The 17,674-nt window shown below is 39.9% G+C and carries 17 protein-coding genes and 3 tRNA genes; 8 read left to right on the top strand and 12 right to left on the bottom strand.

All coding sequences use genetic code 11. The features are described from left to right. Positions 1 to 455 precede the first annotated feature (455 nt). From AC19MX_RS15960 to AC19MX_RS15945, 4 genes are all read right to left on the bottom strand, one after another. Positions 456 to 532, bottom strand: a tRNA-Val gene (locus AC19MX_RS15960). Between the two features lie 38 nt (positions 533 to 570). Next, positions 571 to 647 (bottom strand) — tRNA-Val (locus AC19MX_RS15955). Positions 648 to 695: 48 nt separating this feature from the next. Further along, positions 696 to 772: transfer RNA gene (locus AC19MX_RS15950), tRNA-Val, on the bottom strand. Between the two features lie 175 nt (positions 773 to 947). Further along, entirely contained in the window at positions 948 to 2,309 is a 1,362-nt protein-coding gene (locus AC19MX_RS15945; RefSeq protein ID WP_432405022.1) for an MATE family efflux transporter, read from the bottom strand. A gap of 29 nt (positions 2,310 to 2,338) precedes the next feature. Here AC19MX_RS15945 and AC19MX_RS15940 point away from each other — a divergent pair, with 29 nt between their 5' ends. Then, a complete protein-coding gene (locus AC19MX_RS15940; protein ID WP_432405025.1) occupies positions 2,339 to 2,959 on the top strand; it encodes a riboflavin synthase subunit alpha in 621 nt (206 codons plus the stop codon). A gap of 90 nt (positions 2,960 to 3,049) precedes the next feature. On the opposite strand, the gene AC19MX_RS15935 is transcribed toward AC19MX_RS15940, so the two are convergent. Beyond that, entirely contained in the window at positions 3,050 to 3,250 is a 201-nt protein-coding gene (locus tag AC19MX_RS15935) for a CPXCG motif-containing cysteine-rich protein (protein WP_432405028.1), read from the bottom strand. 511 nt (positions 3,251 to 3,761) lie between these two features. Here AC19MX_RS15935 and thrS point away from each other — a divergent pair. The 5 genes from thrS to AC19MX_RS15910 all read left to right on the top strand — a co-directional run bounded on the left by thrS (position 3,762) and on the right by AC19MX_RS15910 (position 8,640). Further along, positions 3,762 to 5,690, top strand: coding sequence for a threonine--tRNA ligase (gene thrS, locus AC19MX_RS15930; RefSeq protein WP_432405031.1), 1,929 nt, complete (start codon positions 3,762 to 3,764; stop codon positions 5,688 to 5,690). Positions 5,691 to 5,693: 3 nt separating this feature from the next. After that, positions 5,694 to 6,236: a translation initiation factor IF-3 gene (gene infC / locus AC19MX_RS15925; RefSeq protein WP_432405045.1), complete on the top strand. Its 543-nt coding sequence runs from the start codon at positions 5,694 to 5,696 to the stop codon at positions 6,234 to 6,236. A gap of 82 nt (positions 6,237 to 6,318) precedes the next feature. Then, complete coding sequence (rpmI, locus tag AC19MX_RS15920; RefSeq protein WP_011496149.1) at positions 6,319 to 6,513, top strand: 50S ribosomal protein L35; 195 nt, start codon at positions 6,319 to 6,321, stop codon at positions 6,511 to 6,513. 18 nt (positions 6,514 to 6,531) lie between these two features. After that, a complete protein-coding gene (gene rplT / locus AC19MX_RS15915) occupies positions 6,532 to 6,891 on the top strand; it encodes a 50S ribosomal protein L20 (protein WP_182773354.1) in 360 nt (119 codons plus the stop codon). Between the two features lie 555 nt (positions 6,892 to 7,446). After that, positions 7,447 to 8,640 (top strand): amino acid aminotransferase, encoded by a 1,194-nt coding sequence (locus tag AC19MX_RS15910; RefSeq protein WP_432405038.1) that lies wholly within the window; start codon positions 7,447 to 7,449, stop codon positions 8,638 to 8,640. A gap of 90 nt (positions 8,641 to 8,730) precedes the next feature. On the opposite strand, the gene yvcK is transcribed toward AC19MX_RS15910, so the two are convergent. Then, the gene (yvcK, locus tag AC19MX_RS15905; RefSeq protein ID WP_432405042.1) at positions 8,731 to 9,672 is read right to left on the bottom strand and encodes a uridine diphosphate-N-acetylglucosamine-binding protein YvcK; all 942 of its coding nucleotides are present in this window, start codon (positions 9,670 to 9,672) and stop codon (positions 8,731 to 8,733) included. Between the two features lie 246 nt (positions 9,673 to 9,918). On the opposite strand from yvcK, the gene AC19MX_RS15900 reads away from it, so the two are divergent. Together AC19MX_RS15900 and AC19MX_RS15895 are read left to right on the top strand one after the other, a co-directional pair. After that, positions 9,919 to 10,737, top strand: a complete 819-nt coding sequence (locus AC19MX_RS15900) for a glucosaminidase domain-containing protein (protein WP_432400346.1) — start codon at positions 9,919 to 9,921, stop codon at positions 10,735 to 10,737. Continuing rightward, positions 10,730 to 11,368: a DUF2987 domain-containing protein gene (locus AC19MX_RS15895; protein ID WP_432400345.1), complete on the top strand. Its 639-nt coding sequence runs from the start codon at positions 10,730 to 10,732 to the stop codon at positions 11,366 to 11,368. Before AC19MX_RS15900 ends, AC19MX_RS15895 begins: the two co-directional genes overlap by 8 nt. Before the next feature lie 149 nt (positions 11,369 to 11,517). Here the strand turns inward: AC19MX_RS15895 and ttcA are convergent, their stop codons facing one another. From ttcA to AC19MX_RS15865, 6 genes are all read right to left on the bottom strand, one after another. Beyond that, the gene (gene ttcA / locus AC19MX_RS15890; RefSeq protein ID WP_432400344.1) at positions 11,518 to 12,462 is read right to left on the bottom strand and encodes a tRNA 2-thiocytidine(32) synthetase TtcA; all 945 of its coding nucleotides are present in this window, start codon (positions 12,460 to 12,462) and stop codon (positions 11,518 to 11,520) included. Between the two features lie 89 nt (positions 12,463 to 12,551). Then, positions 12,552 to 13,481, bottom strand: a complete 930-nt coding sequence (uspE, locus tag AC19MX_RS15885; protein WP_432400343.1) for a universal stress protein UspE — start codon at positions 13,479 to 13,481, stop codon at positions 12,552 to 12,554. Positions 13,482 to 13,580: 99 nt separating this feature from the next. Further along, positions 13,581 to 14,333 (bottom strand): electron transport transcriptional regulator EtrA, encoded by a 753-nt coding sequence (gene etrA / locus AC19MX_RS15880; protein WP_432400342.1) that lies wholly within the window; start codon positions 14,331 to 14,333, stop codon positions 13,581 to 13,583. 55 nt (positions 14,334 to 14,388) lie between these two features. Continuing rightward, the gene (locus AC19MX_RS15875; RefSeq protein ID WP_432400341.1) at positions 14,389 to 15,078 is read right to left on the bottom strand and encodes a sulfite exporter TauE/SafE family protein; all 690 of its coding nucleotides are present in this window, start codon (positions 15,076 to 15,078) and stop codon (positions 14,389 to 14,391) included. Between the two features lie 5 nt (positions 15,079 to 15,083). Continuing rightward, complete coding sequence (ccoS, locus tag AC19MX_RS15870; RefSeq protein WP_432400340.1) at positions 15,084 to 15,269, bottom strand: cbb3-type cytochrome oxidase assembly protein CcoS; 186 nt, start codon at positions 15,267 to 15,269, stop codon at positions 15,084 to 15,086. Beyond that, on the bottom strand, positions 15,266 to 17,671 hold the full coding sequence (locus AC19MX_RS15865; protein ID WP_432400339.1) for a heavy metal translocating P-type ATPase: 2,406 nt from the start codon (positions 17,669 to 17,671) through the stop codon (positions 15,266 to 15,268). Before AC19MX_RS15865 ends, ccoS begins: the two co-directional genes overlap by 4 nt. Positions 17,672 to 17,674 lie beyond the last annotated feature (3 nt).

Genomic DNA, 17,674 nt, shown 5'->3' with positions numbered 1-17,674 from the left:
TCGCGCTCGGAACATAGCAATTTATTCTTTTTAAATGGTTAAGCTATGTTTCGCATTTGTTCAAACATCAAAACCCAAAGGCACAGCTTAGAATTTACTTGAGCTAAGCAGAGTAAGTCTTCATCAGCCAAATAGTCTGAAGAAGATTAACTCCCTCATGAAAGCGATATATACAACGGACAATACCAAATAACCTTCACTTTATTGAATACGAAATTAATAGGGTAGGGGTCACAGCAATTCATTTCTAAAAACTACTTTGGGCACATGGGCACAAGTTTGGGCACAAATGATGTTAGCTTTGATTTTTACAGGCGTGAAAACATATCAATTTATTGAGTGCTTGAAATGTTGTACCTGTTTGAATAAATTTTAAGATAGTAGTTTTTAAATTTGGTTTGGGCACAGATCAAAGTGATTTAAAACAAGATAAAGCATTGAATTACAGCTAGAAATGGTACACCCGAGTGGACTCGAACCACCGACCCCTACCATGTCAAGGTAGTGCTCTAACCAGCTGAGCTACGGGTGTATTGTTTGAATTTCAATGTTTAGACTCTTTGAAAAGAGTGGTACACCCGAGTGGACTCGAACCACCGACCCCTACCATGTCAAGGTAGTGCTCTAACCAGCTGAGCTACGGGTGTATTGTTTACTTTTAACAAAAACTGACTGTTTATACTCTGTCAGAAGAGTGGTACACCCGAGTGGACTCGAACCACCGACCCCTACCATGTCAAGGTAGTGCTCTAACCAACTGAGCTACGGGTGTATCGTTTAAAGTAAACATTAATTACGTTTTGCTTCAAAGCGGTCGCTATAGTAAGTGGGATAGCCTACCGCTTGCAAGTAAAAAAATCATTTTTATGATTAAATGGTGATTTGCTGTGCAACTTGATTCAAGGTTAAACAATATGAATGATTAAACCTTGAAAATGTTGCCCTAATTACCCAATCTGTTGAAACTCAAATCCTTTCTTCTGTATGTACTTTAAGCGTATTGCAAACAATATTGCGGCTACTGTTAAACCGGCTATTAAACCAATCCAAAATCCATGCGCCCCGATTGGTTCAACAATGATGTTGGTATAACCTAAAATATAGCCCGTCGACATACCCACAAACCAATATGAAAACAGCGTGATGTAAAATGCACTTCGGGTGTCTTTATAACCGCGTAAAGCGCCAGCTGCGACGACCTGGACTGAATCTGATATTTGGTAAAAGGCTGCCAGCATCATTAAGCTGCCTGCTAATGCAACCACTTCAGGGTTGTCGTTATAGAGCAAAGCGATTTCATGTCTAAATGTAACTGTTAATAATGCCGTGCAAACCGCTAACACAAAGGATAGTCCTAATCCTACTCTGGCAACTAAGGCTGCTATTTCAGGTTGGTTACGGCCAAGGTAATAACCAATACGGATTGAAACAGCGATGCCGATAGATAATGGCAACATAAATACAATCGATGAAAAGTTAAGTGCTATTTGATGGCTAGCAACAACATTTGCCCCTAACGGCGCAAGAAAGAGTGCAATCACCGCAAATAAGCTCACTTCAAAAAACAAAGCCATGGCAATTGGCATGCCCAGTTTAGTCATTGACCACATGCTGGCTAAATGCGGACGATAAAACTGCTTAAAAGGCCCAAGTTCTTTAAAGGTCTTATCGACTAACATATAAATAATCATCGCGGCTAACATTGCCCAAAACACTAATGCCGTTGCTACGCCGCATCCTGCACCGCCCATAGCGGGAATGCCGAAGCCTCCATAGATAAAGATATAGTTAGCTGGGATGTTCACAGCTAAACCAACAAAGCCAATCACCATGGTAGGCATGGTGTAAGATATTCCTTCACTGCAGCCACGTAATACTTGATATAAGACAAAAGCGGGGGCGCCCCATAAAATCGCATCAATATACCCCACAGTTAATGCATGTAATTGCGGTTCTAAATGCATTAAATCAAGTAAATAGGTAGAAGATGCGAGAAAGATCATCACGCCAATCCCACCAATTATGGCAATATAACCTGCTTGAAATATGAGAGACGGGATCACTTGTTGATTATTTGCACCATGATGTTGAGAAAACACTGGCGTAAAAGTCATTAATAAACCTTGAACAAATAAAATAGCAGGCAACCATAAACTGGTACCTACAGCCACTGCAGCCATATCGACCGCACTGACTCTTCCAGCCATTACCGTGTCGATGAATCCCATCATGGTTTGTGTTACTTGGGCAATAAGTACCGGAAGCGCTAATTTTATTAAGCGCTGAATTTGAAAACCTGTATTATTCATTAAAAAGCCTATTACGGAACGAGAGAAATATGTTTACTGGTATAGTTCAAGCCACTTGTGAAGTGGTATCAATACAAAAAACTGCAGGACTTAACACCTTTGAAATCCTTATGACATCAGAGTTAACAAAGGGATTAGTGACAGGTGCAAGTGTTGCCAATAACGGCGTTTGCCTAACAGTAACCAAGATACTAAATGATAAGGTTTTCTTTGATGTAATGGAAGAAACATTAGCGCTGACTAACCTAGGTAACACCCGTGTTGGGGATAATGTCAATATTGAACGTTCGTTGACATTTGGAACCGAAATTGGCGGACATATTTTATCGGGACATGTGCATACTCAAGCTACCGTTGGTGAAGTCAGTAATACTGCGGAACATTATAATATTGAACTTAACGTTGACCCGCAGTGGATGAACTACATTTTTTATAAAGGTTTCGTCGGCATTAACGGGTGCAGTCTAACAGTAGGTAAGGTAAGTGATAGCGGCTTTATGTTGCACTTAATTCCCGAAACATTGAAATTGACTAATTTAAGTCAATATAAAATGGGTGATAAGATTAATATCGAAATCGATAGTCAAACACAGGTGATAGTCGACACTGTTGAGCGGATATTGGCAAAAAAGCAGTTACTCAATAATTAATGTATGCCTAATACTCATAGTGATAAGCATGTAACGCCATTATTGTTGCCATTATGGCGTTACCCTCTTAAAAATGGTTGTCTTTTAAGCCTAATAAATTTGTTCATCATCTGAATCGACATGCAGCTGAATCATTCGGCGGTTTTCATCTAAGTGCATACGGATATGAATGGGGTTACAACAGATGCGACAATCATCATAATATTCTTGATCGCCAGCACTCGCATCGATTGTGACATGTTGATGATGACCGCAATGCGGGCAACAAATTGGGCGCGATAATAATCTCATTTTAAACCTCCCACTGATGTTGTTATAAACAGTATAGTGGCCTCCTGTTATTGTGGATCATCCATTTGTTTGATTTATGTCTGTTGAAATTATTTGATTCTAAATGTAGGTTTTTAATGAATTTCTTAATAATAAATAATAATATCAGTAGTGTAGCGAGTGATTAAAATCAGCTCAAACAAAGAATCCCGCGAGGTGTTTAAAAAAAGGCTGGCAATATCAATGCTAATTCGTTGTATCTAAAAATAAATAACGTAGAACATTAAAAAGGAGTGAATGTCATAATTTATCCTTCGGACAACTATATTTTCTAAAATCATCAAATATAGTCGTTATTCAGCCTTATATAGTTGCGCCATAAACGGCTTATCACTTAGAATAAAGGCTACGTTTATGGGTAACTAAGACTCCTGTACTGTCTTGATTTCATTAACGTGTCTCTCGTTCCAAAAGAACATACTTAATTACCATGTGGCCCTACGTGTGGGTCACCACTGGACAAGGACATTTCATGCCTATTATTACATTGCCTGATGGCAGCAAACGTGAGTTTGCCAATCCTGTATCGACTCTTGATGTTGCATTAGACATCGGCCCTGGTTTAGCTAAAGCGTGTATCGCTGGCCGAGTTAACGGTGAGCTTAAAGACGCAACAGACTTAATCACAGCAGATTCAGAACTCGCTATCATTACGGCTAAAGACGACGAGGGTGTTGTAATCCTTCGCCATTCTTGTGCGCATTTATTAGGTCACGCGATCAAACAAATGTGGCCTGAAACAAAAATGGCTATTGGCCCTGTTATCGATAACGGTTTTTACTACGACATCGATTTGGACCACAAGTTAACGCAAGATGATATCGAAGCACTTGAAAAGCGAATGCTTGCGCTAGCAAAAACCAATTACGACGTGGTTAAAAAAGTCGTTTCTTGGCAAGAAGCGCGTGACGCTTTTAGCGAACGTGGCGAAGAATACAAAATTGCTATTTTAGATGAAAACATCAGTAAAGATGCAACTCCAGCGCTATATCATCACGAAGAATATGTTGATATGTGTCGCGGACCGCACGTGCCGAATATGCGCTTTTGTCAAAACTTTAAGTTAATGAGTGTTGCGGGTGCGTATTGGCGTGGCAACTCTGATAACAAAATGCTGCAACGTGTATACGGAACAGCGTGGGCAGATAAAAAAGCCCTTAAAACTCATTTAGTGCGTTTAGAAGAAGCAGCCAAGCGTGATCATCGTAAAATTGGCAAACAGCTAGATTTATACCATATGCAAGAAGAAGCGCCAGGAATGGTGTTTTGGCATAATGATGGTTGGAGCATATTCCTAGAGCTTGAAAAGTTTATTCGTCAAAAATTAGGCCAGTACACTTATCAAGAAGTTAAAGGTCCATTAATGATGGATCGTTCTCTATGGGAACGTTCAGGTCACTGGGATAAATACTCAGAAGCCATGTTCACAACCAGCAGCGAAAGCCGTGAATACGCGATTAAACCAATGAACTGTCCTGGTCACGTACAGATTTTCAATCAAGGTTTAAAATCGTATCGCGACCTGCCATTACGTATGGCTGAGTTCGGTTGTTGTCATCGTAACGAGCCATCGGGTTCATTACATGGATTAATGCGCGTACGCGGATTTACTCAAGATGACGCTCACGTATTTTGTACTGATGATCAAGTTCAGCAGGAAGTGAGTGCATGTATCCAAATGGTATATGACACATACGCAACCTTCGGCTTTGAAAACATTGTCGTAAAACTGTCAACACGCCCTGAAAAGCGTATTGGCGATGATGCGATGTGGGACCGTGCAGAAGAAGCTTTGAAGCAAGCATTAGCCGCAAATAATATAGAATATGATATATTACCGGGCGAAGGCGCGTTTTATGGCCCAAAAATCGAATTTACCTTACATGATTGTTTAGATCGTGCATGGCAATGTGGTACAGTACAGCTAGATTATGCATTACCGACTCGTTTAGGTGCTACTTATGTAGCTGAAGACAACAGTCGCCAGACGCCGGTAATGATCCATCGTGCTATTTTAGGTTCGTTAGAACGTTTCTTAGGTATCTTGATAGAAGAATACGCGGGTAAATTCCCAACTTGGCTTGCTCCAATGCAAGTCGTTGTAATGAATATTACCGATAAACAAGCTGATTATGTTGAAGAAATCGTTAAATTCTTCAAAGAACAGGGTATTCGAGCATCTTTTGACTTGAGGAATGAGAAAATAGGCTTTAAAATACGCGAACACACACTTAGACGTGTGCCTTATTTGTTGGTCGTTGGTGATCAAGAAATGGAAAATAAGGAAGTCGCGGTGCGTACACGTGACGGTATTGATTTAGGCAAGTTAAAATTAGAAGATTTCGCCTCTATAATACGTCAACAAATTTCGCTCCGTAGTCTCAAATTGTTGGAGGAATAGGTCATAAAGATCAAAAGAACAGCAGGGCGACAGCCAGCCCCTAATAGAATCAATGATGAAATCACTGGTGTTCCTGAAGTCCGTTTGTCGGATTTAGAAGGAGAACCAATTGGTATCGTTAGTATTAAAGAAGCTCAGAGTATTGCAGATGAAGCCGGTGTTGATCTTGTAGAGATCAGCCCTAATGCTGAGCCTCCGGTCTGTCGCATAATGGACTACGGTAAGTTCCTTTTTGATAAAGCGAAAGCTCAAAAAGAACAAAAAAAGAAGCAGAAACAGGTCCAGGTGAAGGAAATTAAATTCCGTCCCGGCACTGATGAAAACGACTATCAGGTAAAACTACGCAACCTGATTCGTTTTCTAGAAGATGGTGACAAAGCGAAAATTACGCTGCGTTTCCGTGGTCGCGAAATGGCACACCAAAACCTAGGTATGGATCTTTTGAACCGTATCAAGGCTGATTTGGAAGAGTATGCGGTTGTCGAATCTTTCCCGAAAATGGAAGGTCGTCAAGCAATTATGGTGCTAGCACCTAAAAAGAAATAGTAGGGCAACCTAAAGTAGCAAAAGTCTCTTGAGGCTTTTGCTCGCCTTACGTTTATTAACGTCCCAATGCGGAGTTTTAGAAATGCCTAAAATGAAAACAGACAAGGGTGTAGCGAAGCGTTTTAAGAAAACCGCTAATGGTTTCAAGCGCAAGCAAGCACACTTACGTCACATTTTGACCAAGAAGAGCACTAAGCGTAAGCGTCACTTACGTGCTAAATGTTTAGTTGCTAAGTCTGATGTGCCAGCAATTGCACGTCAACTACCATACGCTTAATTAAAGGAGAGATAAACAATGCCTAGAGTTAAGCGTGGTGTAACCGCTCGTGCTCGTCACAAAAAAGTACTTAAACTAGCTAAAGGTTATTATGGCGCTCGTAGCCGTACTTACCGTGTTGCTGTTCAAGCAGTAACTAAAGCTGGTCAATATGCTTACCGTGACCGTCGTCAGAAAAAACGTCAATTCCGTCAATTATGGATTGCTCGTATTAATGCGGCTTCACGTCAAAATGGTCTGTCTTACAGCCGTTTCATTAACGGCTTGAAAAAGGCGTCTATTGAAATCGATCGTAAGATTTTGGCTGACATCGCTGTTTTCGACAAAGTTGTATTTGCAATTTTAGTTGAAAAAGCAAAAGAAGCATTAACTAATTAATTAGTGAAATGCTTTAGAAAAGGAACCTTCGGGTTCCTTTTTTTATGCCTAAAAATAAGTTAAAACTCTTTTAATTTTAAATGCATTTACGATAAATAGTCTTATGCATCGGTAATCAATCGTCTAAATACATGTGGTTTATCAAAAAAACGTAATCATCAAAATGTAAAAAATGGTTTTAAATTTTGCAGTGTGTGTAAATTTTGTCAGCGATAAAATCTGTATTCAGTGAATACATTTCCCCTGAGCCATTTTATAAACACTCAGCACAATATCTTCAACGCCATTCACACAAAGCAGTGCACATAAAATACTGCTAACAAAAAATGCCTATCAGAAATTGACGAATAGAACATAAACCGAGTTAACATTGCGCTTCTTATATTAAAATTTTATCGAAATCACCGATTAAATAGAAGTTATCTTAAAATTTTTGATTTAATCTTAATGATTGTGTCATTTTATCCCAACAATTAAAAATCTCACTACTCAGCTTGTCGATACAATGGTATAACTAAATAAAATTTGTCTCTTCCCTCAATTAGGATAGTTGTAATGATCTTTTCTGAAGTAACGCTTGCTCCAGCGGACCCAATTTTAGGCTTAACTGATGCTTTTAAAGCCGATACTCGCGCACATAAAGTTAATTTAGGTGTTGGTATTTATAAGGATGAGGCAGGGCAAACGCCAGTGCTGAAATCAGTAAAAAAAGCAGAAGCTATTTTACTTGAAACAGAAATGACCAAAAACTATTTAGGCATTGAAGGTGTTCAAGCTTATAACCAGGTAGTACAAGAGTTACTGTTTGGTGCGGATAACCAGATTATTAAAGACAAGCGTGCAGTAACAGCACAAGCACCAGGTGGAACCGGTGCCTTACGTGTTGCTGCCGAGTTTTTAGTTCGAAATACTCAATCAACAACGATTTGGGTGAGTAATCCGACATGGGCTAATCACCAAAATATTTTTGAAACTGCCGGCTTAACGGTCAAAGAGTATCGTTATTATAAAGCCGAAACTCACGACATGGATTTCGATGCGATGCTGGTCGATCTTAATCAAGCTCAAGCTGGTGATGTGGTGCTATTGCATGGCTGTTGTCATAATCCAACTGGCATTGATCTATCTTTAGCGCAATGGAGTCAGGTTGCGCAAGTTTGTTTAGACAAGCAGCTTTTACCATTATTTGATTTTGCATACCAAGGTTTTGGTGCTGGTATTGAAGAAGATGCACAAGGTCTTCGTACTGTATCGGCTTTGGTACCTGAGTTACTTATCGCGAACTCATTTTCAAAAAACTTTGGTTTATACAATGAACGTATTGGTGCGGTAACGGTTGTAGCACAAGATGATAGCGCAGCGATTAACAGCTTTAGCCAAATCAAAAAAACAATTCGTGCAAATTACTCTAACCCTCCTGCTCATGGCGGATTAATTGTGAGTACTATTTTGGCAAACACCGAGTTGCGTCAACAGTGGGAAGCAGAATTAACTGAAATGCGCCAACGCATTGCAGAAATGCGTACGTTATTTGTAGACAGTCTAAAAGCAGAAGGCGTAGAGCAAGACTTTAGTTTTATTTCACGTCAAAACGGTATGTTCAGTTTCTCTGGTTTAAACAAGCAACAAGTGGCTCGTTTAAAAGATGAGTTTGCCATTTATATCGTTGGTTCAGGTCGCATTAGCGTCGCTGGCCTAACTAAAAACAACATGCCAGCAGTATGTAAAGCTATCGCACAAGTGCTGTAAAAAAATCGAATAATAATTAAGGCTGCTTTTGCAGCCTTTTTTATTGATTTAATTTTCTTGTTTAGAAACTCATCCTTGAACTCCGCGGTATTAATTAAGTTCAGGGATCTGTTGTTGGGCTAAATGAAATTGACATACTTGTTCAATTGCTTCAGCTAAAGACTGTTTATCATGTAGGCCGGGATGGTGCTGACTGACTAAGTTAAATTGATTAAAACGCACTTCATTGCTGTAATGACTGGCTATTTTTTGTCCCTGCCCATGTTGGATAACATCGACAATCACCTTTTTACCGATAATTTGATTTAACCAAACAATTTTATCTTCAATGCTAAACGTACTAGCTGGAGAATACTCAGCAGTTAAGTTGTCGATAAGCATCACATGCGCATTTGAGTTTCTAATACTTTCGGCAATTTCAGGAATGAGCAGTGGCGGCAAAATACTGGTTAAAAAACTACCTGGCCCCAAAATAATCAATTGTGATTTTTCAATGGCCAAACACGCTTCCAATGTTGCTTGTACTTGTGGTTCTAAAGATAAAGCGATTGGTGCCTCGGTCATACCATCAACATTTAATTCACCAAACACTTTTGCGCCACAATGACTTAGTGCAACTAAATGAGTTGATGCTTCAGACATGGGGATGATTTGCGTTTCGATTTTTAAAATCCCGCGAATTAAATTGACTGCATCGAGTGGGCGTACGCACAATTGGTCAAGCGCGTGTAACACCACATTGCCCAAATTATGCCCAGCAAGCTCATTGTCGCCAGTAAAACGGTGGTCAAATAGCATAGAACCTAAAGAAGGGCGGTGAGCTAAGTGTGATAAACAATTACGTAAATCACCCCAAGCAATAGTTTGTTGGTCTTGTCTTAATCGTCCTGTTGAACCGCCATTATCTGTGGTGGCAACAATGCCGCTTAATTTAGGACCTAAAAAAGCGAGTGCAGCAAGTATTCTGCCTAACCCATGACCGCCACCGATGGCTACGACATGATCAATATTCATTAATTTTTGATTTAACATAGCGTTGTTCTCAAATCCTTGAGTGCTGAATGTTACGCGGCGAATAATAAGTGATGAATGCGCGCCGCAAATATAGCTTCGATTCTAACCGTTTAGTGACATTAACGTGTAATTAATTTTAAGCTTTCGTGATCATCGCGTTATGATGACTCAATAAGAGTAATCGCAAAGTGCCTTTGATGAATCATGAGGGTTTTAAGGTTATAATTATCCCGTTTAATACCATACAAAATAAGGTAGGTACGATTGAAGTTAGGCAATATTGGTCAAATGACATTTGCATTGGGTTTAGCCGTTATTGCATTGTTGGCTATAAGAGTGTTTGTCATTCCCAAATCGACGCCTTCTTCACCGCATTCTGCTTTAGGGCAGTTACACAATATTGATTTAGGCAAAATGCCGGATTTTACCAATATTGAAGACATAGACACAAAAAAACAAAGCTTTTTTGACTACTTACGACCCGCTATAGAAGCACAAAACCAAATTATTATTCACGAACGCCAATTCTTACTCGCAATGATTGAACAAATTGATAACGGCATTGGTTTAAACCAAACAGATACTGAACGTTTACAATCGATTATTAACAAATATCAGTATGATATAAAATCATTAACTCGCACCACGTTAACGCCGTTACTCAAACGAATTGATACTATTCCGGTTAACATGGTATTGGTGCAAGCCGCAAATGAGAGTGGCTGGGGAAGTTCGCGCTTTGCGGTTGAAGGAAATAATTTTTTCGGCCAATGGTGCTTTTCTCAAGGCTGTGGCTTAGTACCGTTAGCACGAGACAATGGCAAAAACCATGAAGTGGCGGTATTTGATTCGCCCAAAGATTCAATTATTGCCTATATGATTAATTTAAACACCAATCAAGCCTATCGACTATTTCGCTCGATACGTGCTGATTTACGAGCACAAAAAATAAAACCGACTGCAGAGAAGTTAGTATTCGGGTTGATTAATTATTCTGAACGAAAGGATGAATACATTGATGAGCTGCTTGAAATGCTAAAACATAACAAATCTTTTTTAACAGGAAACCAAGCCAATGTTTAACCGCCCGCTACGTCATGGATTATTTATATTATCGGCCGCATTTGTTGCCAGTAGCAGCGTCGCTGAAACCGTTTCACTAGAGTACGTTGGCTTTTATGATCGCCTAAAGCAAGTGAACAAACAAAACTACCCACTTGTTGAGTTAGCGTTTAGTGTTCCTGTGACAACAGACTGCACTATTACCTCTGGCAGTATTACCACAGAAAATCAAACATATCCTTTAACGTATACAGATCAACAACGTTTATATATTCCATATGATGCACAATTAAAATCGGATAGGGGCTTAGTTAATATTGTTGTTGCAGGCAATGCGGATCAATGTGCTATTGCAATGCAAGTACGGGCTCGCTCAACTCAACAACAATATACCCAAGCAGAGTTACTTGCACTCAATATCGATATGGATCGTTTACTTGATGGCCTACAAGGTTTTCCGATGAAGTATTTCCGTAAACCCATTGACGGTATTACGTTTGAATTTTTAACTGCCGACACCACTATCATTATCGATGATGTGCAACAACCCTCGAGCGGCAAGTTAACACTTAGCCTTGAGCAAATAAATCAGTTAACACACATTACATTTAGTGAAAAACCGAATGTGGTCAGTCCCCTCGTTAATCACTAATCACTAATCACTAATCACTAATCAATTTTAGTATAATGAATCGCAATCTCTCGTCCTTAAATGTAAAAGTGTAATCAATTTCAATAAAAAAAGCGTTGATATTAATCAACGCTTTTTTTATTAAATAAGTAATGTATCTTCGTAAATCATTACGGCTTGAACGTCGCGACAATATCAATTCGATTACTGATATCTAAATTAATATGGCCATTGTTACTGATGTCGACAAAATCAAAAGCCGGTAAATCGGCATCTGCAACATCACCTTTCTTTTCTGCATCGGGATTGCGCTTGAGCGATACAAAATCAAATTGCTGACGGTCAACACCTTGAGACGGCGCAGTATTTTGCATCGCAGTAAAGATGGTTTCAATACGACCCGGTGATTGTTTATCCCAAAGTTTTAGCATGTTTTTAATTTCGCCACGCTTTAGGTTTTCTTGTGAGCCACACAAGTTACACGGAATAATCGGGAATTCTTTAAGATCAGAATAAGCTTCGATGTCTTTTTCACGGCAATATGCCAATGGACGGATCACCATGTTAGCGCCGTCATCAGACAATAACTTAGGTGGCATCGCTTTTTGTTTACCGCCATAAAACATATTCAAAAACATCGTTTCGATAATGTCATCACGGTGATGGCCTAAAGCAATCTTGGTTGCGCCAATATGTTGGGCAAATCCATATAAGGTGCCACGACGTAAACGAGAGCACAACGCACAAGTGGTTTTACCTTCAGGTACTTTCTCTTTAACGATAGAGTAAGTGTCTTTTTCAAGAATGTGGTATGGCACGCCAATGTTGTCTAGGTATGCTGGAAGGATATGCTCAGGAAAACCTGGTTGTTTTTGGTCTAGGTTTACCGCAACAATTTCAAACTTGATTGGGGCACGCTGCTGAAGATTTAATAAAATATCTAGCATGGTGTAGCTGTCTTTACCGCCAGACAAACAACACATCACACGATCACCTTCTTCGATCATATTGTAATCTGCAATCGCAGAACCGACTTCGCGGCGCAAACGTTTTTGCAGTTTATTCATACGAGTAATATTTTTTTTTGCGATTGTATCGACTTCAACTTCAGACATAAAAATGCGCCCAGTAACCAAGTGTTTCAGGGCGCGTATTATTCCAGTAATCGAGGGCAGGGTAAAGGTTTTCGCTTACTCTTAATCGACTAATCTTCTAAAGGTGATTTATATCCGTCAGGTTTAATCGCTAATAAGTCACAATTAATGCTATCAATAACATGTTCAGCGGTATTACCAATTAATGCAGCTGAAAACCCTGTGCGACCGACAGTCCCTAACACCACTAATTCAGCATCTAATTTAGCGGCAAGTTCAGGAATAACATCTTCTGGCAATCCTTCCTCAACATGACAATTCTCAAGCGGAATGTTATAAGCTTGCGCAAGATATTGCACACGTTGTTCGTGTTGCATTCTCACCGTATTGTTATAAATGTTGGCATCAAAGTCTGGTAATTCAATGGCTAAATTAACGGGTGTACCTGGGTAGCCGTTCACAAGGTGAACACTGGCAGAGAACTTTTTCGCTAAATCGAGGGCGTGATTAATGATTTTACCATTAAGAGTTTGATGATCATCATCTTCCGACACAACATTAACAGCACAAACAATTTTACCTTGCACTGGCCAATCGTGTTCTTTAACCATCAACACAGGAACAGGTGACTTACGCATTAAATGCCAATCGGTTGGAGTAAAAATCACCGCTTTGAGCTTATCGTGTTGATGAGTACTTTTTACAATAAGGTCATAAGCCCCTTTCATCGCATAATTAATCACACTTTCAAAAGGGCGGTTATGCCAAACCACTTCAGTATTAATGGTCAATTTTTTACTGCTATACCCACTAATTGCATTTTCTAACCATGCAACGCGTTGGTCAATAACGCCTTGGCGCATTGCTTCACGTTCTTGGCTAGACAAAATAGAGGTCATTTCGTATGAGAAATCAAAGATAGATAAAAATGCAGTGATGACAGCATTACTTTTACTCGCAAGCTCTACTGCTCGAGCTAATGCTGGTTGATGATCAGTTGTAGGGTTAATCACCACTAAAATCTTTTTATAATCCTTCATAAAACCTCCAAAGCTGTTGAATTTTGTTTTTATATTAACTGCTTATAGTATTACCGTTTACTAATAAATAAACTTTGAGGTAGATCATACTAATTAGCTTTAAGTTGCGATGCGTGAGTTGCCAGCTAATTTGGCCAGTTCATCATGGTCTACAATACTGATGTATTTACCATTGACTTCAATTAACCCAGCCTTTTGGAATCGACCTAATAAACGACTAATGGTTTCAACCGTGAGCCCTAAATAATTGCCGATATCACCGCGAGTCATGGTTAATCTAAATTCTTTTGATGAAAACCCACGGTTACCAAAACGCTTAGATAAATTATTAATAAACGCGGCTAAGCGTTCTTCGGCATTTTTCTTCGACAGTAATAAAATCATTTCTTGGTCAGTCATAATTTCACTGCTCATTAAACGCATTATTTGTTGTCTGAGTTTTGGCATGGTGCCGGCGAGGGTATCGAGGGTATCGTAAGGGATTTCACACACCATTGAGGTTTCTAATGCTTGCGCAAAACTTTGATGTTGCAGCGCATGTATACCATCAAAACCAATCACATCACCCGCAAGATGAAAACCGGTAATTTGTTCATCGCCTTGTTCGGTTATGGTGTAACTTTTAATGGTACCTGAGCGAATAGCATAAAGAGATTTGAGTCCGTCGCCAGACTTAAAAATAAGGTCGCCTTTTTGAATAGGCTTTTTACGTTCAATAATGCTATCGAGTTTGTCTAATTCATCATTATTAAGAGTAAAAGGGATGCATAAGGCTTCCATACTGCAGTCATGGCAATGAATTGCGCATCCGCTAGTTGACGGTCGACGAGCTTTGATTAGTTCTGAAGTCATACCCATTCTCAGTTTGTATAAACTTTACTATATTAAACCAAATTAATGTTACTAACTAGTTTAGCTGATTAAAAGCAATGTAGAGTGTTTGTAAACCAAACAACACCAATAACAAACCGCTCAGTAATCTCACTGCACGCTTTTGTACCCATTGCGCTAAGGTTTTTGCTGCCATTCCTGCTGCAAATAAAGCCGGTAATGTCCCTAGACCAAACGCTAACATAATCAATGCACCTTGCAGCGCACTGCCCGAAGCAACTGACCAAGTGAGTGTGCTATAAACTAATCCACACGGTAGCCAACCCCAAACCATTCCAGCAAGTAATGCCTGATGTGGATGTTTAATGGGTAATAGTTTCCGGGTTAATGGCTGTAAATAGCGCCATAAAACCTTGCCTACTTTCTCAATATGAACAATACCAAACCAAATCTGCGCGATGTATAAACCCGTGAATATCATCATAACGCCGGCAAAAATTCGTAAGCACAACAAATAGATATCGGCATCAAATAATTGTCCTAATGCCGATGCGCTACCACCTACTAAAGCCCCTGCGAGGGTATAACTGCTGATGCGTCCCAAGTTATAGCTTAATAAAAAGCTTAACTGGTTAGCTAATCTGCTTTGGCCGTTGTTGGGTATATTGGCAGAAAATGCGCCAATTAAACCACCGCACATACCAAAACAGTGAGCTGCGCCCATTAAGCCAACAATAAACGCGCCACCTACATTATATTCAATCACGCTGTTTACTCTGGTTTATTGGCTAAATCATCAGCTTGTTGTGGTTTTTTGGCTTCATCGTCAAATAATATAGACACACTTTGCCTGTCTAAATCATCAAACTGTTCTGACTTCACCGCCCAAAAGAAAATGGCTACGGCAATCATTACAAACAACATTGCAATGGGGATTAGTACGTAGATGATACTCATAGTTTTATCCTAAGAAGCCTTAAACTGTTACTCACCACAATCAGTGAACTAACAGACATACCAATTGCCGCAACATAAGGCGCGACATGTCCAGTCACAGCCAATGGTAAAATAATAACGTTATAAGCAAATGCCCATAATAAATTTTGATGGATGATACGCTGGGCTTGTTTAGCTACATTAATCGCATCGTTAAACCGTGACAAGTGATCTCCTAGTAAAATGAGATCCGCACTGTTTTTCGCAATCGCACTGCCACTCCCCATGGCCACCGACAAATTTGCACCCGCTAAAACAGGGGCATCATTTATTCCATCACCAAACATGGCTACTTTTTTAGTTTGTTGTAATTGATTAATGAATTGCAGCTTACCTTGAGGTGATAACCCCGCGTGTACATCTGTGATCCCCAACTTTTGCGCTAAATATTCAACATGCCCGGAGCTGTCGCCACTGGCAATACTTAACTCAATTTTAGATTGAGCGAGTTGGTTAACCGTTTGCTGACTGTCTATTCGCAGTTGATCAAGCATTTCAATCTGCGCAACCAGTTGATTGTCTATCGACAAATAAATCAGTTGCGAATGTTGAGTGTGGTTATTGGAATTCGATACATTTTGATGTTGATGAGGCAATACAAACGCATGTTTACCGATCTTTATTGATTGATTGTCTAGAGTCGCTGTAATGCCCAATCCAACATGGTGTTCAAGCTCAGTAAAATTATAGCGATTATCAAAATAAGGTTTAAAAGCATGTGCAATGGGATGTAACGAACCTTGTTCAATGGCAGCAGCAATAGCCAAAACTTGAGCCTGTGAATAATTTTTTTCGACTGTAACTTCACCAATCGACAGTTGGCCACAGGTTAATGTGCCGGTTTTATCAAACACCACATGATTTATTTGAGTCAATTTTTCAAACACACCAGGTTTGCGAGTGATGATGCCTAATTGAGTAAAAATAGCGGTAGCGCAGGTAACAGCGGTAGGAGTTGCCAAGGCGAGGGCGCAAGGACAAGTAGCCACAAGTACTGATAAGGTGACCCAGAATGCATCGTCTGGTGAAATAAACGACCACACAATATAAGTTATGAGCGCGATTGACAAAATGGTTGCGGAAAAATACCGGGCTAATCGGTCTGCCACCAATGCAATAGCGGGTTTGTTATTTGATGCCATCTCTTGAAGACGAATAATTTCGGCCACTAATTGATCTTGACCTAATGCATTGACTCTTACTTGAATGGGTTGCTCAACATTAATGGTGCCCGCATAAACATTATCGTTTAACTGTTTAGTGATGGGCATTTGTTCACCCGTGAGCATGGCTTCATTGACACTAGATTTACCCGACACAACAACAGCATCGGCAGCAATAACTTCACCAGGTTTAACTAAAATAATATCGTTAATGCGTAACTGCTTTGCCGCTATTTCGGTGGTTTGGCCATCTTTAATTAAATGAGCGGTTAACGGTACTAATTTATGTAAATTACTCGAGCTGACCGAAGCCCTTTGTCTGGCTGTTTGCTCAAAATAGCGCCCGAGTAATAAAAAGAAGGTAAACATTGAAACTGATTCAAAATAAACTTCACCATTACCTTGTATTGTCGCAACACAACTGGCGATAAACGCGCCACCAATAGCAATAGAGACAGAAACGTCCATGTTAAGTTTGCCACTTAACAGACTGCGCAGGGCACTAAAATAAAAGGGTTGAGCAGAATACAACACGACTGGTGCGGCAAAAATTAAACTGACCCAGCGAAAGTAATCTCTAAATTCGACTTCTAAATCAGTAAAGTAACCCGTGTACAAGGCGAGGGCAAACATCATGACTTGCATGGTAGCAAAGCCCGCCAAACCAAGTCGTAATAAGAATTTTCGGCTGTCAGCTTTGGATTGTTTTTCTTGCTCGTCAACTTGATAAGGCGCAGCTTGATAACCAATTTGGCTAATAAGTTGTAAGATTTCACTTAATTTTATGGTGCTATTATCCCAACTCACCATAGCCCGTTGTGTGGTTGAATTAACCAGGACATTGGTTACCCCGTTAATTGGCTTGAGTTTGTGTTCAATTAACCAGGCACAAGCAGCGCAGGTTATGCCATCAATTGATAATGAGGTAGAGTCGATTTCACCTTGCTTATGAACAAAGTCTTGCTGAACTTCAGGCAGATCGTACGCGCTGTATTGGGTTAACTGCTCTGGTACTAATGCGGTTTGGCGGTTACCTGGCTCACTTCGGAACTGATAATAGCTCGTTAATCCTGCATCAATAATAGCTTGAGACACAGCCTGACAGCCAGGGCAACACATAGGTTGTGCTTGCCCGTTGATTATGGTTGTAAATTGCTCGCCAGTGAGAACGGGTTCATTACAATGGAAACAAGAGGTCATAAA

The organism is Shewanella sp. MF05956 (assembly GCF_059758055.1).
Note: the sequence above shows the minus strand (reverse complement) of the source record. Positions and strands in the feature narration are given on the sequence as shown.

Bases quoted from the DNA above. Each gene is read 5' to 3' on its own strand.
- thrS (WP_432405031.1), top strand. From the start codon at position 3,762: ATGCCTATTATTACATTGCCTGATGGCAGCAAACGTGAGTTTGCCAAT.
- uspE (WP_432400343.1), bottom strand. From the start codon at position 13,481: ATGAAGGATTATAAAAAGATTTTAGTGGTGATTAACCCTACAACTGAT.
- AC19MX_RS15935 (WP_432405028.1), bottom strand. From the start codon at position 3,250: ATGAGATTATTATCGCGCCCAATTTGTTGCCCGCATTGCGGTCATCAT.
- etrA (WP_432400342.1), bottom strand. From the start codon at position 14,333: ATGACTTCAGAACTAATCAAAGCTCGTCGACCGTCAACTAGCGGATGC.
- rplT (WP_182773354.1), top strand. From the start codon at position 6,532: ATGCCTAGAGTTAAGCGTGGTGTAACCGCTCGTGCTCGTCACAAAAAA.
- ttcA (WP_432400344.1), bottom strand. From the start codon at position 12,462: ATGTCTGAAGTTGAAGTCGATACAATCGCAAAAAAAAATATTACTCGT.
- AC19MX_RS15895 (WP_432400345.1), top strand. From the start codon at position 10,730: ATGTTTAACCGCCCGCTACGTCATGGATTATTTATATTATCGGCCGCA.
- AC19MX_RS15940 (WP_432405025.1), top strand. From the start codon at position 2,339: ATGTTTACTGGTATAGTTCAAGCCACTTGTGAAGTGGTATCAATACAA.
- ccoS (WP_432400340.1), bottom strand. From the start codon at position 15,269: ATGAGTATCATCTACGTACTAATCCCCATTGCAATGTTGTTTGTAATG.
- AC19MX_RS15910 (WP_432405038.1), top strand. From the start codon at position 7,447: ATGATCTTTTCTGAAGTAACGCTTGCTCCAGCGGACCCAATTTTAGGC.
- yvcK (WP_432405042.1), bottom strand. From the start codon at position 9,672: ATGTTAAATCAAAAATTAATGAATATTGATCATGTCGTAGCCATCGGT.
- AC19MX_RS15945 (WP_432405022.1), bottom strand. From the start codon at position 2,309: ATGAATAATACAGGTTTTCAAATTCAGCGCTTAATAAAATTAGCGCTT.
- AC19MX_RS15865 (WP_432400339.1), bottom strand. From the start codon at position 17,671: ATGACCTCTTGTTTCCATTGTAATGAACCCGTTCTCACTGGCGAGCAA.
- rpmI (WP_011496149.1), top strand. From the start codon at position 6,319: ATGCCTAAAATGAAAACAGACAAGGGTGTAGCGAAGCGTTTTAAGAAA.